This window comes from Arabiibacter massiliensis (assembly GCF_902386925.1).
In the GTDB taxonomy this organism is placed as follows: domain Bacteria; phylum Actinomycetota; class Coriobacteriia; order Coriobacteriales; family Eggerthellaceae; genus Arabiibacter; species Arabiibacter massiliensis.
The window spans coordinates 2,108,001-2,123,909 of sequence record NZ_LR698996.1; the positions used below are offsets into that span (position 1 = coordinate 2,108,001).

The window sequence follows — 15,909 nt, forward strand, 5'->3', positions numbered from 1 at the left end:
CGGCGCCGGCGGCTGCGCTCAGATACGGAAAAGCGGCGCGCGGGGGCGAGGATGCTCCCCCGCTCTCGCGTCGCCGCTTCGCTTCGATACCGCCTGCGTTACTGGGCGTCGGCCGGCTTGTCGCCGCCGATCTTCTCGGCCGCGTCCTCCGCCTTGTCCTTCACCGCATCGGCGACGTCCTGCGCCTTGTCCTGCACGGCGTCGACGGCCTCATGCGCCGTGTCGGCCGCAACCGGGATGGTGTCGCTTACCGTCTCGTGCGCCTGCTCGGCGTTCTTGGCCACCTGCGAGGCGATGCGCTGGCGCGCGGCCTCGATCTTGTCGCGCAGCTCGTCGTTCTTCTGCGAGAACGCCGGCTTGATGTTCTCGGCGGCGTCCTGCACCCGCTGCGTGGCCTGGCCGTACAGCTCCTGGCCCTTGGCGGCCACATCCTGCACGACCTCCTGGCCCTTGGCCGCGGCCTCGTGGTACGCGTGCTGCACGTTCGAACCGGCCTGAGCGCCGAGCTCCTGGGCCTCGCCCCATGCGGCGTTCACCTTGTCCGTGACTATGGCCCGCGTCTCCTGACCCGAGCGGGGAGCGTACAGAAGCGCGATGGCCGCGCCTGCGAGCCCGCCGGCCAGGAAAGCACCTAGTTTGTTGCCCATGACTGCCTCCTTTGGACGTTTGTCTGTGCAGACCATTATAGGGGCAGGTGCCGCCGGCAGGAGGGGAAAACACAGGCGCAATAGAATTCAGTTGCCGTTTCGTTGAATGAGACAAAGGGACGGGGATAATGGCATGCGCACGATCTTCGCTCCGAAAACACGCCTCGTGCGCTGAGGCGTGTTTTCGGAGCGAAGATGCGCTTGGATGAGACGACTGCCCCGTCCCTTACGCGTACTGGGACACCAGTTCGTCGAGGACCTTCGGGAGGGAGAGGCCGGCGGCTTCGCAGGCGGCGGGGAACAGGGAGCGCTCGGCCATGCCGGGCGACACGTTCACCTCGAAGACGCGGGCCTGGGCGCCGTCCCAGATGAGGTCGATGCGGGCGAGGTCGCGCACGTTGTAGGCGCGGTACACCTCCAGCGCTGCGCGCTCGATCTCGGCGCGGATGGCCTGGGCGTCGGCCTCGTCGGGCGCGAGCGAGACGTTGCGCACGGGCGCGAAGCACTCCACGGCGCCGGGCGTCATGCGGGCCTCGGTGTCGTACATGCCGCTCTTCGGCACGATCTCCACCGGGGGCAGCGCGTAGGCGTCCCAACCGGTGCCCAGCACGGAAACGGCCATCTCCACGCCGTCGATCCACTGCTCGATGACCACGGCCTCGTCGAACGAGAGCGCGTCGAGGATGGCCTCGCCCAGCTCGTCGATCGAGTCCACCTTGTGCACGCCCATGGCGGACCCGCCGTGCGCGGGCTTCACGGCCACAGGGTAGCCGCCGATCACGCGCTGTTCCACCAGGTCGAGCGCCGTGGCCGCGCCCATGTCCTTGAACGCGTCGCGCGCGATGTAGAGGCCCTGCGGCCACGACGCCACGGGGGCCTCGCCGGTGATGGCGCGGTAGACGGCCATCTCGGAGTGCATGGAATCCTTGTTCCACGCGCGCTGGCAGACGCTCGATGGCGAGCCTACGAAGGGGATGTCCAGGAACTCGAGCAGGCTCTGGATGGTGCCGTCCTCGCCGTGCTTGCCATGCAGGGCGCTGTAGCACACGTCGGGGCGCTCGCTGCGCAGCGTGGGCACGAGCTCGCTCGTGGTGTCGAGCGGCACCGCCTTGTGGCCGGCCTCCTCGAGCGCCGCGCACACGCATCTGCCGCTGGCCAGGGAGAACTCGCGCTCGAACGACGCGCCGCCCATCAACACTGCAACTTTGAGGCCCATTGTGGCTTCCTTTCGGTTCGTTCAACCTGCTCAACCGGCGGGCCTTTCGGCTGGCGCCGCGGGGGATCCTTCGACTCGCTTCGCTCGCTCAGGATGACAAATTATTCCGCCTTGATGGCGCCGGCGTCGAGGAATGCGCGGTAGAGTTCCAGGCGGTCGTTGATGACGGCGGCGAGGCGCTTGATGGCTTCGGCCAGGTTCTCGGGGCTCTCGTAGCAGAACGCGATGCGCATGCAGTTCCTGCCGGTCTTCCCATCTGCGAAGAAGCCGTCGCCGGGCGTGTACGTCACGCCGTTCTCCAACGCCACCGACAGCATGGAGCCGGTATCCACGTAGCTCGGCAGCGTCACCCACACGAAGAACCCGCCTTCGGGACGCGTCCAGGTGGCCTCAGCCGGGAAGTGCTCGTCGAGCGCGGCCAGCATAGCGTCGCGGCGCGTGCGGTAGGTGTCCACGAACTTCTGCAGCGTCTTCTGCCACGGGGTGTCGGTGAAGTAGTGCTCCACCACCACCTGGTTGAACGCGCTGCCGCAGAGGTCGGTGCCCTGCTTCACCAGGTTGATCTTGGCCAGCACGCTCTTCGGCGCAGCAATCCAGCCGGTACGCAGGCCCGGCGCGAACACCTTCGACACCGTGCCCAGGTACACCACGTCGTCCGAAAGCGCCTTGAGCGGCAGCACGTGGCCGCCGTCGTAGCGCAGCCGGCCGTAGGGATCGTCCTCCACCATCATGAAGCCGTACTCGTCGGCCAGCTCCAGCAGGCGCTTGCGGCGGGCGGGCACCATGGTCACGCCGCCGGGATTCTGGAAGTTCGGGATGGTGTAGAGGAACTTGAGGCGCGGATTGCCCTTGCCGATGCGCGCGAGCTCCTCTTCCAGCAGGTCCATGCGCATGCCCTCGTCGTCGAAGGAGATGCAGCGCACGTCGGGCTCGTAGGCGCTGAACGCCTGGAGCGCGCCCAGGTAGGTGGGACCCTCGGCCAGCACGATGTCGCCGGGGTTCAAAAACGTCTTGGCCATGAGGTCGAGCGCCTCTTGGGCGCCCGTGGTGATGAGGACGTTCTCGGGCTTGGCGCGCACGCCGATGTCGCGCATGAGGTCGCAGAATACCTGCTTCGTCTCCACGCGGCCGTCGGTGGAGCCGTACTGCAGCGCCACGGCGCGCTCGTCGTCGCAGGCGGCGCGCGTGGCCGTGCGGATGGCGGCGTGCGGAAGCAGCGAGACGTCGGGCATGCCGCCGGACAGCGAGATGATGTTGGGGTTCGACGCGGCGGCGAACAGGTCGCGCACGGCCGACGAGCGCATCTTGACGACGCGTTCGGCGATCTTGTCGCTCGTCTGGTCGAATGTGAGGTGAGCCGTGGTCATTGCGCTAGGGTACCACCACCGCGTTAAGGTAGTCCACGGCGTCGCGAAAAGCCCGCAAAGCAATCAAATCGTCGGTGAAGCTCACCTGGACGCAGGCGCGTCCCGCCTGCTCGTCCGTCCATTCAGTCGTGCCCACGTATACGGCGTCGCGGGCGCGCTGTCCGCAAGACGCCGCAGACCGCGTCTGCAAGTCGATGACCAGGTGCTCCAGCAGATGCGGGAGCGACGTGCGATCCATCACGGCCGCGAACGTGTCGCCGACCTCGTTCACGCAGGCATGGCGCGGAAGGTCGGGGAAGTCGGCGCGCACGCGGGCGGCGAGAGCCGGCGTGGTCATGCGCGGCGCACCCGGAGCCACGAGCACGTCGCAGGCCACGCGGCCGGAGCGCACGACGAGGCGCTCCACGGAGAGCGCGGGCGCGGCATCGCTCATGCCGGGTGGTCGCTCACGTCGAAGGCCCCGAGCGGGTTCGCGGACGCGGAGTCATCGGAGTCGTCGGAGGGCTCCGGCTCGGGAGCGGCGGGGGCGGGGGCGCCCTCGGCTTCGGGCTGCGACTCGGCCTCGGCCTCAGGCGCCGCCGCGGGCTCGGGTTCCGGCTCGGCCACGGCCGCATCGGCCCGCGGCGCGGCCGCGGAATCATGGGAAAGGCGGTCGAGCACCGTCACGCCCTCCGCCTGCGCGGGCTCTTCCTGCGGCTGGCCCTGCACGGCGCGCGCCGCCTGATCCCACATCCACGCAATATCGTCCACGAGCGTCAGCAGCCACGAGTAGCCGTCGCCTTCGGTGATGACCAGCTGCGTGCGGTCGAGCGAGAACCGGTAGCGGCCCTGCCCTTCCAGCGATCCGAATGTGAAGGAAAGCGTCTTCGCCACGGGGTCGATGGCGTAGGCGTAGGACACGTCGTCGGTGAGGTTGATGCGCTCGCCGTCGATGACGACGACGGCCGGCGTGCCGTGCGCCTGCCACTCGCCCTGGAACTCCGCGGCGTCGTCGTAGCGCAGCCAGCGGTCCCACGAGAACGTGCCCACCACCGCCACGATGATCGCGACCAGCACGAGCGCGACCACGAGCGGCCAGCGCCGCTTGCGCGCGACGGGACGCCGCCCGGTCGTTCCCGTCCGGGCGGCGCTCGCTTCGTCCTTCTTCTTCGGCTGGTCGGTCCGCTTGCGCTTGGTTGCCACGCGTCGTTTCCCCTACTCGGGCGCGATGACCTCGACGCCGCCCATGTAGGGCACCAGCACGTCGGGAACCTTGATGGTGCCGTCGGCCTGCTGGTAGTTCTCGATGACGGCGGCCATCGTGCGGCCCACGGCCAGGCCGGAGCCGTTCAGCGTGTGCACGTAGCGCGAGCCCTTGAACGCGGCCGGGTCGCGGTACTTGATGTTCGCGCGGCGCGCCTGGAAGTCGGTGCAGTTGGAGCACGACGAGATCTCCTTGTAGCCGTTGTAGCTGGGCAGCCACACCTCCAAATCGTAGGTCTTGGCGGCCGAGAACCCGATGTCGCCCGTGCACAGGCTGATCACGCGGTACGGCAGGCCCAGCAGCTGCAGGATGTTCTCGGCGTCGGCCACCATGGCCTCGAGGTCGTCGTAGCTCTCCTCGGGCTTGGCGTACTTCACCATCTCCACCTTGTCGAACTGGTGCACGCGGATGAGCCCGCGCGTGTCGCGGCCCGCGCTGCCGGCCTCCTCGCGGAAGCACGGCGTGAACGCGCAGTATTTGAGCGGCAGCTGGCTGGCGTCGAGCACCTCGCCGGCGTGGATATTCGTGAGCTGCACCTCGGCCGTGGGGATGAGGTAGAGGCCCTCCGTGGTGTGGAACAGGTCCTCCTCGAACTTCGGCAGCTGGCCGGTGCCGGTGAGCGTCTCGGCGTTGGCCATGGCCGGGCACCACCACTCCTTGTAGCCGCGAGAGGTGTGCGTGTCGGCCATGAAGTTGATGAGCGCGCGCTCGAGGCGGGCGCCGAGGCCCCCCAGCAGGATGAAGCGGCTCGCGGCCAGCTTCACGGCGCGCTCGAAGTCGATGATGCCCAGCTCCGGCCCCAGGTCCCAGTGCGGCTTCATGGCGAAGCCCTCGGCGGCGAAGTCGCGCGGCATACCCCAGCGGCGCACCTCGGGGTTGTCGTTCTCGTCGGCGCCCACGGGCGTGGTGTCGGCGGGCATGTTGGGGGTGCGCATGAGCATATCGCGCAGGGCCTCGTCGGCCTCCTCGCGCTCCTTGCCCGCGCCGGCCAGCTCGTCGTTTATGGCGCGGACGCGCTCTTTGGCGGCCTCGGCCTCGTCTTTCTGGCCGGCGGCCATCATCTTGCCGATGGACTTCGATGCGGCGTTGCGCTCGGCCTGCAGCGCCTCCTCGCGCGCGATGGCGTCGCGGCGCGCCTCGTCAAGCTGGGAGAAGCGCGACGCGTCCCACGAAGCATTGCGGTTCTTCATCGCCTCGGCGACGGCTTCCTGGTTGTCGCGGACGAACTTGATGTCGAGCATGGTCGCGCTCCTTCTCGGTCGGTTTTGCGTGTTCGGCCCAGTATACCGCACGCCCGCCCCCCTCCGGGATTCCTTCACGCCGTCGGCAAAGGGGGACGGGGGACGTGACAGCGGAGTGTCAGGGGGACGGTTCTCTTGACACCTGGTTCCGGTGTCAAGAGAACCGTCCCCCTGACACTCCGCTGTCACTCGTCCCCGCTGTCATCCCCTCACGTGCTCGAGGATGGAGGCGAGGACGCGGCGCATGTCGATGGGCTTGGAGAGGTGCGCGTTCATGCCGCTGGCCAGCGAAGCGCGCACGTCCTCGGAGAACGCGTTGGCCGACATGGCGATGATGGGCACGCCCGCGGCGTCGGCGCGCGCGAGGCCGCGGATGCAGCGGGTGGCGTCGTAGCCGTTCATGTTCGGCATCTGCACGTCCATGAGCACCACGTCGTAGAAGCCCTCGGCGGAGCCCTTGAACAGGTCGCACGCCTCGCGTCCGTCGCGAGCCCAATCCACCTTGAGGCCCGCCTCGGACAACAGCTCGCAGGCGATCTCGGCGTTCAGATCGTTGTCCTCGGCCAGAAGCACCCGCAGCCCGGCCAGATCGCCGGGATCGATGGCGGGCGGAACGGGCGCGGCCATCGCGGGGATGGACGACCGGCCCTTTTCGCCGGCGCGCGCGGCGGCGCCCTCCGAGCCGCGTCCGTCGGCGAACGCCTGCCGCTCCGTCTCCATGGCGATGCGCAGGTTGAGCGCCACCTTGAACGTGGTGCCCCTGCCTTCGGCGGAGTCCACATCGATGCTCCCGCCCATGAGGCTCACGATGGTCTTGACGATGGGCATGCCGAGCCCCGTGCCCTGCTCGCGGGAGCGCCCCTCCATGACGAACGGCTCGAACAGGCGCTCCTGGAACTGCGCCGACATGCCGATGCCGTCATCGCTCACGACGAACGTGATCTGGCGGTACCCCATCACCGCGCCCGGCGAGACGGTACCCTCGAAGCGGACATGGCCCCCTGCGGGCGTGTACTTCACGGCGTTCGTCAGCAGGTTGAGCAACAGCTGCTTGAGGCGCATGGAATCGCCCACGAACACGCCTTCGGCCCCGTCGGGCATCCGCGCGTCCAGGTCGAGGCCCTTCGCCTCGCATTGCGCGCGCACCACCGCCAGGACGTCCTCGACGATGTCGGCCAGGCAGAACGGCTCGCTGGTCAGGGTCATCTTGCCGTTCTCTATCTTCGACAGGTCGAGCACGTCGTTGATCAGCCCCAGCAGATGGTCGGACGCCGCGCCTATCTTGTCCAGGTTCTCGCGCGTCTTCACGGGGTCGTCCACGTTGCCGCGCGCGATCTGGAGCATCCCGATGATCACGTTCATCGGCGTGCGGATCTCGTGGCTCATGCGGGAGAGGAACTCCGATTTCGCCTGGTTCGCCGATTCGGCGGCGTCCATGGCGTCCTTCATGGAGAGCTGGATCTTCTTGTCGGCGGTGGCGTCGCGCAGCACGATGAGCAGCTGGGGCTTCTCGTCGAACACGAGCGGCTTCACCGAATAGGCGGCCCAGCGCGTGCAGTCGGCCTCCGAGCCGCGGAACGAGAACTCGCCCTGTTCGAACCCGTCCACCTGGCCGGCCCTGATGCGGTCGAACAGCCTCGTGCCGCGCTCGGACAGGCGGATGGCGCGCGCGAGGTCGGGGTTCTTGAGGAAGTCGCGCATGGAGTAGCCGATGATGCTGCGCGCCTTCGCCACGATGGGCGTGACCTGCCCGTCCGCGGGCGAGTACAGGTTCACCGCCATCTCGATGCTGTCGGAGAGCGCCTCGTAGAGCTGGGAGAGCATGTCGACGTTGCGCTCGCGCACGCGCCGCCGGTACGTGAAGAACGCAAGCAGGCCCACCGCCACCAGGCAGACGATCACGATGCCGAACACCACCTGAAAGGTGGTGGCCACCACGTCGGCCTCGGCCCGCACGTTGCCCACCGGCACCACGCTGCACACGTACCAATGGCCCTCGCCCACGGGGGCCACGCAGACGTAGCTGGCCTTCCCCTCGACGGGCGCGGCGATGAGCCCGGTCGCGCCGCTGTCCACCGTGTCGCGCAGCGAGCCGAGATCGGCGTTCTCCCGCGCCTTGAGGGAGCGCAGCGCGTCGCCCGCCTCCTCGGCCGAGTCGAACGACTCGGGGGCCGTGTAATGGGCGGCCTCGTCGAGGAAGTCGAAGATCGAGTCCCCCTGTGCAAGCGGCGCCTGCGTCTCGTCCCGAGGCGGCACGAGCACCTCGCCCGTATCCGCCTGGAACAGCATGAAGTAGCCCCGCCCGTCGAACATGTCGAGATGCCGGGGCAGCGTGAACATGCTGAGCGGGATCTGCACGTAGAGCGCGCCCGCCAGATCGCCGTCGAGGTAGAGGGGCTGCTGGGCCAGGCGCACGCACGCGCCCTCGTCGTTGACGAACGTGTCGGAGTACGAGGACTGTCCCTGGGAGAGCGCCGTCTCCTCGAACTCGATGTCGGAGGTGGAGAACGGGGAGCCGTCGGCCGTGCGCCCGATGCCGTCGAGGCCCGCGAACGCCGCGTCGACGAAGCCGTTGCGATCGCGAAAAGCCGCGAGCGCGGGAACCACCTGATCGGGGTCGGCAACCTGCACGGCGAACGAGCCGATGGCGTTCTGCACCATGAACATGCGGTCGGACACCCCGCCCGCCGCCTGCTCGGTGAACGTGACCACCTGGTGCTCGGCGCTTTGGTTGAGCTTGCCTTCTATGAACGATGTGAGGCTGAGCACCGCGCACAGCACGAACGCGGCCAGCCCGACGACGGCAACGGCGACGACGACGCGCCGCCTCTGCTTCTCCCTGCTCACAGCATGCATGCGCCAGCCCTTCCAGCCTTTCATCGAAGCACGGTAGAGAATAAAGGAATATCGAAACTAAAGCCAGCTAATCGGCCGGGCATAGTATACTCTAACGCGTAAATCTAAATGGCCCGTGGAAACCATAGGAAGCCACGGTGAATCGAGAGGGAATAACGAGGTAGTCATGGATTTCGGAGCGTTGTACGACTTTCTCTTCAACACCTACGCCGGCATCGGATGCCTGGTGGGGGCCGGCCTTGTCATCAGCCTCATCGCCTGCGTCATCATGGAGCGCCGCACGCGCAAGATCTTCGCCAGCCGCGAGGCCGACGAGGACGATTGGTCGTTCTTCGACGACGATGACGACGAGGGAGACGGCAAGTAGGCCGCCCGCGCGTTTTCAGATTGTCAACCGAACAGCAGAGCTTTGCCATACACTTGGAGCATACTGTTGCAATCGCGGCGCCCGATGGCGCTGCGAGTTTTTTCAGCCCTCGACCAGAAAGGCCGCTCATGAACGAAACCACCCTGTACACGCGCGAAGGCGCCTACATCCCGCGCGTGGCCGCCGTGCACGATCTGTGCGGATACGGAAAGTGCTCGCTCGGCGTGGCCATTCCGGTGCTCTCGGCCGCCGGCTGCGACGTGTGCCCCGTGCCCACCGGCCTGTTCTCGTCGCACACGGCGTTCCCCGGCTGGTACATGCACGACACCACCGCCATGCTGGAGGACTACCTGGCGGCGTGGAAGAACATCGGCGTGGAGATCGACGCGGTGTACTCGGGCTTCCTGGGCGCGCCCGAGCAGGTGGAGCGCATCCGCGACCTGTACGCCATGTACCCGGCGGCGCTGCGCGTGGTGGACCCGGTGATGGCCGACCACGGCAAGGTGTACCCCACCTACACGCCCGAGCTCTGCGACGCCATGGCCGAGCTGGCCTGCGGGGCCGACATCCTGACGCCGAACCTGACCGAGGCCGCCATCATCCTGGGCGAACCCATCGGGGAGGAGTGGGGCGGCACCGACATCTCCGACGAAGAGGCGCACCGCCTGGTGGACGCCCTGGTGGCGAAGGGCGCGAAGCACGTGGTGCTCAAGGGCATCCAGCGCGAGGGCGAGACGTGCATCCGCAACTTCGTGGGCGGCTTAGGTATGGACACGGTGGAGGTGCACAACGAGTATCTGCCCTACATGCTGCACGGCACCGGCGACCTGTACGCGTCGTGCCTGATGGCGGCTGTGATGGCGGGCCGCACGCTCGAGGAGGCCGTGCGCTTCGCCGGCGACTTCGTGCACGATGCCATGATCGTGAGCGCCCAGCAGCCCGAGTTCGAGGCCCGCGGCGTGAGCTTCGAGCCGCTCCTCGGCAAAGTGTGCGAACTGCTCTAGCAAGGTAGCGATTTGTCATAAAAGGGGACAGTCCCCTTTTATGACATTTTTCGGCCAAAAGATCGAATTTTTTGGGATAAAGCTCAAAAATTTCGATCTTCACTCCAATTTTTCGGCTTTTTGGCTCAAAATTTTTGGCATATCCGAAAAAAGATCGATCTTTTGCTCTACAATGATCTAAATTTCGACCAAAACAAGGGAACTGCTATGGGCATCGATACTCTTGAAGGGCTCGTCGCGGATGTGCAGGCGAAGCAATGCGAGAGCCAGACCGTCGAGATCAAAGCGGCTCGTGATGGAGCCCCGCGTCTTTACGACACTATTTCGAGTTTCTCCAATCAAAACGACGGCGGAGTCATCATCTTCGGACTCGACGAATCGGACCGCTTCAAGGCAGCCGGCGTCTACGACGCGCACGAGCTTCAAAAAAGCGTCTGCGAGCAGTGCGCCGAGATGAGCCCCGAGGTGCGGCCCGTGTTCGCCGACGCCCTCATCGACGGAAAGGTGATCGTCGCTGCCTATATCGAGGGGCGGCCGATGAGCGAGCGGCCTGTATACCGCCTCAAGGCCGGCATGACCAAAGGGTCGTACGTCCGTCTCGGCGATGCGGACAAGCACATGACGCCGTCAGAGCTTTACGAGATCGAGGTGTTCAAGAACGGCAAGCGCGACGACGTGTCCGTCAGCCCCGAAGCCAGCCTCAATATGCTTGACGAGGATCTCGTGTCCTCATTCGTCGTCTCTGCCAAAGAAGACCGGCCCCACATGGCGCGACGTAAACGGGACGAGATCCTCAAGCTGACCGGTGCCGAGAAAGAAGGGAAGCCCACATTGTCGGGTATGATGACGCTGTGCGATTATCCCCAGCAGATCTATCCCAACCTCTGCATCACCGCTTCGGCCGTAGCGGGAACCGAAATCGTCACAGGATCGGACGGGTCGCGCTTCCTGGACAACAAAAGATTCGAGGGGCCTATCGCCCAGATGATCGACGACGCGATAGCCTTCGTCAAACGCAACACGAAGACCAGGGTGGTCGTCCGCGACGGCGTGCGGCACGACATCTCCGAATATCCGGAGAATGCCGTCCGCGAGATCATAACCAATTCGCTGATGCATCGCGACTACGGGCCCTACTGCAACGGGACGCCCGTTCGCCTGACGCTGTATTCCGACCGCCTCGAGTGTTGGAACCCGGGAGGAGTGTACGGAGGTCAAAGCGTCGAGGACCTCGGATATGCCAACATCCAGACGCGCAACCCCACGCTCGTGTCGATCCTCGAAATCCAGGGAGTGGGCGAGAACCGCCACTCAGGCATACCGGTCATCCGCGACGAGATGCGCGCCGCCGGTTTGCGCCCGCCGGTTTTCTCCGACGTGCGCGGGTCGTTCCAAGCGCAGTTGTTCAATGCGCCCGAAGAGGCATCTGAGCCGAAAACCCGGCAGGCAAAGCCGGCAGCGGCGGACGTCCGAGACGAGATCGTAGCGTTTTGCGCGATCCCCCGCAGCAGGAACGAGATTGCCGACCATCTGGGCCTCAACGCGCGTTACCTTGCCAAAACGCACCTTACCCCGCTCGTGCAAGAAGGGAAGCTCCAGCTCACCATGCCTGAGAAGCCTCGAAGTAAATTCCAGCGCTTCATCGCGAAAAGAGCCGCGCGTCCCTCAAAATAGCCTACTCCAGCCAATGGTGCATTTCCGCCCGAATGTTTCACGTGAAACATTCGGGCTCTAAAGGGATCCTTCTAAAGGAGCGCGGCGGTGGTTTAGCGCGGCACGTTCTTCAGGCAGGCGTAGACGTCTGGGGCTTCGAGGGGCTTGGAGAGGTGGCCGTTCATGCCGGCTTCGCGGCTGGCCTGGCGGTCCTCGTCGAAGGCGTTGGCCGACATGGCGATGATGGGCACGCCGGCATCGGCGCGATCCATCGCGCGGATGGCGCGGGCGGCATCCAAGCCGTTCATGCGCGGCATCTGGATGTCCATGAGCACCAGCTGGAAGCGCCCCTCCTCGGAGCGCGCGAACGCCTCCACGGCCTCCACGCCGTCGACGGCGGTTTCCACCTGGGCGCCCACGGCGTCCAGCATGTCGCAGACGATCTCCAGGTTCACCGGGGTGTCCTCCACCACCAGGATGCGCACGCCGGTCAGGTCGACGGCCGCCTCGTCCTGGGAGCCTTCGTCGACGGCAGCCTCGGCCGCGGCCAGCGGCAGGCGCACCGTGAACGCGGTGCCGACCCCCTGCTCGCTTTCCACCTCGACCGTGCCGCCCATCAGATCGACGAAGCTCTTCACGATGGAAAGCCCCAGGCCGGTGCCGCCATACGTGCGCATCACGCCGGCGCTCTCCTGCTCGAAGGCCTCGAACACGCGGCCCAGATTCTCCGGCGCGATGCCCACGCCCGTGTCGGCCACCCGGAAGCTCACCCACTGCACGTCGCCGCCGCCGGCCGCGCCCGCCGGCGCGTCGCACGCCGCCACGTCGAAGCTCACGCGGCCGCCCTCGGGCGTGAACTTCACCGCATTCGACAGCAGGTTGGTGAGCACCTGCGTGATGCGCAGCGCGTCGCCGCGATACGCCGGCCCCAGGCCCTCCTGCACCAGGGCCTCGAAGCGCACGCCCTTCGTTTCCGCCTGGCCGCGCGCCAGATCCTCCACGTTGGCCACCAGCTCGCCGAAGTCGAAGTCGTCGAAGGCCAGCTCCGTCTTGCCGCTCTCGATGCGCGCCATGTCCAGCACGTCGTTCAGCAGCCTCATGAGGTGCTTGGACGAGCGCAGCGCCTTGTTCAGCGAATCGGTGGCGCGCGCAGGGTCGTCGATGGAGTTCAGCGCCATCTTCGTCATGCCGATGATGCCGTTCATGGGCGTGCGGATCTCGTGCGACATGCGGCTCAAGAACGTGCTCTTCGCCGCGTTGGCCACCTCGGCGCGCTCGTAGGCCTCCTCCAGCCGACGGCGGTTGCGCCGCGCGACCACTGCGTAGCCCGCGAACAGCGCGAACAGCATGGCCACGATAATGCATAGCACCACGAGCGAGTTCACGTTGAGCGAGGTGCGCAGGCCGCTCACCGAGGCGCTCACCACGTCGTAGGGGATGATGGTGGTGACGAACCAGTCGGTGCCGGGCACGGGCTCGTGGAACAGGTAGAGGCGCATGCCCTCCACCGTGAACGACGACAGGCCCGACCCGCCTTCGGCCACCTCCTGCCGCAGCTGCTCGAGCGAGTAGCCCTTCTCGAAGACGGCGTTGCGTTCCAGCAGCGAGAACAGGTTCGTGCCGTTGGGAAGCTGCTCGCTCACGCGCGTGTGGATGACGTAGTCGCCGTCGGAGGCCACCACGCTGGAATACGTCTGGCTGGAATCCTTGCTGAGCGACAGCTGGGTGCTCACCGTGTCCAGCGGCAGGCCCGCCAGCGCCACCACCAGCTGGGTGCCCTCGAAATCGCGGTGGTCGATGGGCAGCGCGATGAGCACGAGATCGCCTTCCAGCAGCGTCTCGTTCACGGCCACCATGGGCTCGGTGGCCTCCAGCATGGCGGCGAGCGAATCGATCTTCGACACGCCCGGCCGCGCGCCGTCCTCGGTGTGGTAGCTTCCGTTCGCGTCCAAATAGGCCAGGAAGTCCAGCCCGCTTTTCTGCTTCCGCTGGGCGATGAACGCCTGCAGCGAGGCCTCGCTGGCCGCGTCGGCGTCGCCGAGCGTGTCCACCACGGTGGCAAGCTGGGCTATCTCGCCGCTCAGGCTGGTTTGGAAGTGGCCGACCGTCTGGGTGGTGAGCTCCTTCAGGTAGAGCTCGCTCATATCGTGCACGGCCTTGTCCGACGCGCTCTCCGACGACCAGTCGAACCAGGCCAGCAGCCCCGCCGCCACGGCCAGGGCGATGGCGGCGAGCACCGCCGCCCGCAGGACGATCTGCCTGCGGGTGGGCGCTTTCAGCACGTCGGTATGCGGCGGTGCGGCCTCCATGCTACGCAGGAGCCCCCTCCACCTTGATGCGGCCCTCCACCTTCGCGGTGATCTCCTCGGATTCGTGCGCGTCGAAGTACGCCTCGAGCGCGTCGGCATAGGTCTTGCCCGTGTCCTCCACCAGCTTCGCGCCCGTGGCGGCCGGCGTGGCGCTGTCGAACACGTTCAGCATGGTGAAGCCGTCGCCCGTGTTGTCGGCGTAGCCCTGCGAGCCGCACATGTAGTTGTTCACGGCAATGCGGTAGGTGGCGGCGTCGTCGACGGGCGAGCCGTCGGGCAGCGTCACGCTCACCAGCTCGGCGGCGACGGGTTCCTTCTCGGTTTCAACCGAGGGGTCCACCTTCACCTCGTAGGACAGCCCGTGCACCTGCAGGAAGCGCCCGCCCGGGGTGCGCGTGTACCGGATCTGCGTGATGGAGTTCGCCAGCAGCTCCTTGAGCGTCTTGCCGTCCACGTCCAGCACCACGATGGTGTTGTCGAACGGCACGACGACTGCCAGATCGCTGCGGTACACGTCGCCCGCGTACAGGCTCGCGCGGATGCCGCCGCCGTTCGCGAACGCGATGGGCGCGCCCGACGCCTCGGCCACCGCGTCGGCCACCAGGTTGCCGAGCGCCGTCTCGCCCTTGCGCGTGTTGAAGTCCTCAAACAGCAGGTCATCGGCCACGCCGCCCACGATGACGTGGTCCTCGGCGGCCTCCTGCGGCCCCGCGCGATGGAACTCGTCCACGTCGGCCAGCACCTCGTCGGGCGTCATCTTGCCCGCGGCGGCCTTCACCGCGTCGACCCCCAGCTTCCACACCACGTTCGCCGGCAGGCGGTTGCTGTAGGTGTAGCCGCCCTCGATGACATCCTCCAGGCCCGTCACCCCCGACTTGGCGGACGGCACGTCGTCGCTCAGATACGAGCTGTCGGCGCGCATGTCCTGCATGACCGCCTGCTGCCCCTCGGGCGTGGAAAGCAGGTCGAGCACCCGCACGCACGCATCCATCTTGGCCGCGTCGCCCGACTCCTCCACCGCCTTGTTGATGGAGATGCACGCCGCCGGGTCGGACAGCGCCCAGGCGGGGCTGCTCGCGCTGCTGAGGAAGGGCAGCATGACGAACTCGTAGTCGGTGTCCTCGGCGCGGATGGTATCGAGGTAGAGCGACGAGCCGAAGCACGCGATAAGGTCGCCCTTCGCCATGCCGCCCATCACGTCCACCACGTTGCGGCTGCCGTTGAGCCGCTCGACGTCCATGAACCCTTCATTCGTGAGCGTAAGGAAGAACGCGAGGCCGTCTTCCCAGGTGCCCGCGAACGTGGCCTTATTCTCCAGGAAGTCGGCGAGCCACTTCTCGCCCTGCGCGGTGCCCAGGAAGTCGGGGACCTCGGCGCCCACGATGAGGTTGCCCATGGCCGTGCCGTCCACGTTGTTCGTGGAGATGACGAAGCCCTCCTCGCTGCGGCCGACGCCCGTTTCCTTGGCCGTGCGCAGCAGGTCGAGCAGCTCCTGCTGCGTGGTGGGAAGGGCCAGGCCCATCTGCTCCACGAGCGTCTTGTTCACCACGAAGCCGAAATAGTTCGACGGCAGGGGCAGATAGAGCGTCTTGCCGTCCTGCTTCACGCGGCTCATGATGGAGCTTTCGTAGCGCGTGGAGAAGTCGTAGGCGCTCAGGTCGGCCACGTAGTCTTTGATGTCGCCGGTGGGCATGCTGGTGAGCACCAGGTCGTGGCCGTGGCCGTTCTTCACGCGGCGCACCTCGTCGCTGTTGAACTTGGCCAGGGTGGACTGCTCGTAGTCCAGCTGGATGTCGTCGTAGGTGGATTCCACCAGCGCCTTGAAGGCGTCGAGGTTGTTGTAGAACATGAGCGAGACGGTGGTCTTGCCGCCGCTTGAACTGCTGCTTGCGCCGCCCGTGCCTGCGCCGGAGCCGCCGCCCGCGCACCCCGCGAGCGAGCACGCCATCGCGGCCGCAACCGCCAGCGCCAGAATCTTCTTCACCATCATCGGACCTCCCCTGCGT

At 66.7% G+C, this 15,909-nt stretch carries 12 protein-coding genes; 3 read left to right on the plus strand and 9 right to left on the minus strand.

The genetic code is table 11. The features are described from left to right. Nucleotides 1-98: 98 nt before the first annotated feature. From FX134_RS09020 to FX134_RS09050, 7 genes are all read right to left on the minus strand, one after another. Complete coding sequence (locus tag FX134_RS09020) at nt 99-647, minus strand: YtxH domain-containing protein (protein WP_172623440.1); 549 nt, start codon at nt 645-647, stop codon at nt 99-101. Nucleotides 648-873: 226 nt separating this feature from the next. Next, entirely contained in the window at nt 874-1,863 is a 990-nt protein-coding gene (locus tag FX134_RS09025) for a D-alanine--D-alanine ligase family protein (protein ID WP_080800704.1), read from the minus strand. 101 nt (nt 1,864-1,964) lie between these two features. Beyond that, on the minus strand, nt 1,965-3,230 hold the full coding sequence (locus tag FX134_RS09030; protein ID WP_080800707.1) for an aminotransferase-like domain-containing protein: 1,266 nt from the start codon (nt 3,228-3,230) through the stop codon (nt 1,965-1,967). 4 nt (nt 3,231-3,234) lie between these two features. After that, nucleotides 3,235-3,663, minus strand: a complete 429-nt coding sequence (locus FX134_RS09035) for a cyanophycin synthetase family protein (RefSeq protein ID WP_080800710.1) — start codon at nt 3,661-3,663, stop codon at nt 3,235-3,237. Then, a complete protein-coding gene (locus FX134_RS09040) occupies nt 3,660-4,412 on the minus strand; it encodes a hypothetical protein (protein ID WP_080800713.1) in 753 nt (250 codons plus the stop codon). The genes FX134_RS09035 and FX134_RS09040 overlap by 4 nt, the downstream gene beginning before the upstream one ends. 12 nt (nt 4,413-4,424) lie before the next feature. Then, nucleotides 4,425-5,714: a serine--tRNA ligase gene (gene serS, locus FX134_RS09045; RefSeq protein WP_080800717.1), complete on the minus strand. Its 1,290-nt coding sequence runs from the start codon at nt 5,712-5,714 to the stop codon at nt 4,425-4,427. Nucleotides 5,715-5,915: 201 nt separating this feature from the next. After that, nucleotides 5,916-8,570 (minus strand): hybrid sensor histidine kinase/response regulator, encoded by a 2,655-nt coding sequence (locus FX134_RS09050; RefSeq protein ID WP_080800720.1) that lies wholly within the window; start codon nt 8,568-8,570, stop codon nt 5,916-5,918. Between the two features lie 166 nt (nt 8,571-8,736). Here FX134_RS09050 and FX134_RS09055 point away from each other — a divergent pair, with 166 nt between their 5' ends. The 3 genes from FX134_RS09055 to FX134_RS09065 all read left to right on the plus strand — a co-directional run bounded on the left by FX134_RS09055 (nt 8,737) and on the right by FX134_RS09065 (nt 11,615). Then, nucleotides 8,737-8,937 (plus strand): DUF6724 family protein, encoded by a 201-nt coding sequence (locus tag FX134_RS09055; RefSeq protein WP_080800722.1) that lies wholly within the window; start codon nt 8,737-8,739, stop codon nt 8,935-8,937. Nucleotides 8,938-9,065: 128 nt separating this feature from the next. Beyond that, nucleotides 9,066-9,941, plus strand: a complete 876-nt coding sequence (locus tag FX134_RS09060) for a PfkB family carbohydrate kinase (RefSeq protein ID WP_080800725.1) — start codon at nt 9,066-9,068, stop codon at nt 9,939-9,941. Between the two features lie 207 nt (nt 9,942-10,148). After that, nucleotides 10,149-11,615, plus strand: a complete 1,467-nt coding sequence (locus tag FX134_RS09065) for an ATP-binding protein (RefSeq protein WP_080800728.1) — start codon at nt 10,149-10,151, stop codon at nt 11,613-11,615. 92 nt (nt 11,616-11,707) lie between these two features. Here the strand turns inward: FX134_RS09065 and FX134_RS09070 are convergent, their stop codons facing one another. Both FX134_RS09070 and FX134_RS09075 read right to left on the minus strand, forming a co-directional pair. Next, on the minus strand, nt 11,708-13,903 hold the full coding sequence (locus tag FX134_RS09070; protein WP_172623441.1) for an ATP-binding protein: 2,196 nt from the start codon (nt 13,901-13,903) through the stop codon (nt 11,708-11,710). A 1-nt stretch (nt 13,904) separates the two neighbouring features. After that, entirely contained in the window at nt 13,905-15,893 is a 1,989-nt protein-coding gene (locus FX134_RS09075; protein ID WP_080800734.1) for a 5'-nucleotidase C-terminal domain-containing protein, read from the minus strand. Between the last annotated feature and the right edge of the window lie 16 nt (nt 15,894-15,909).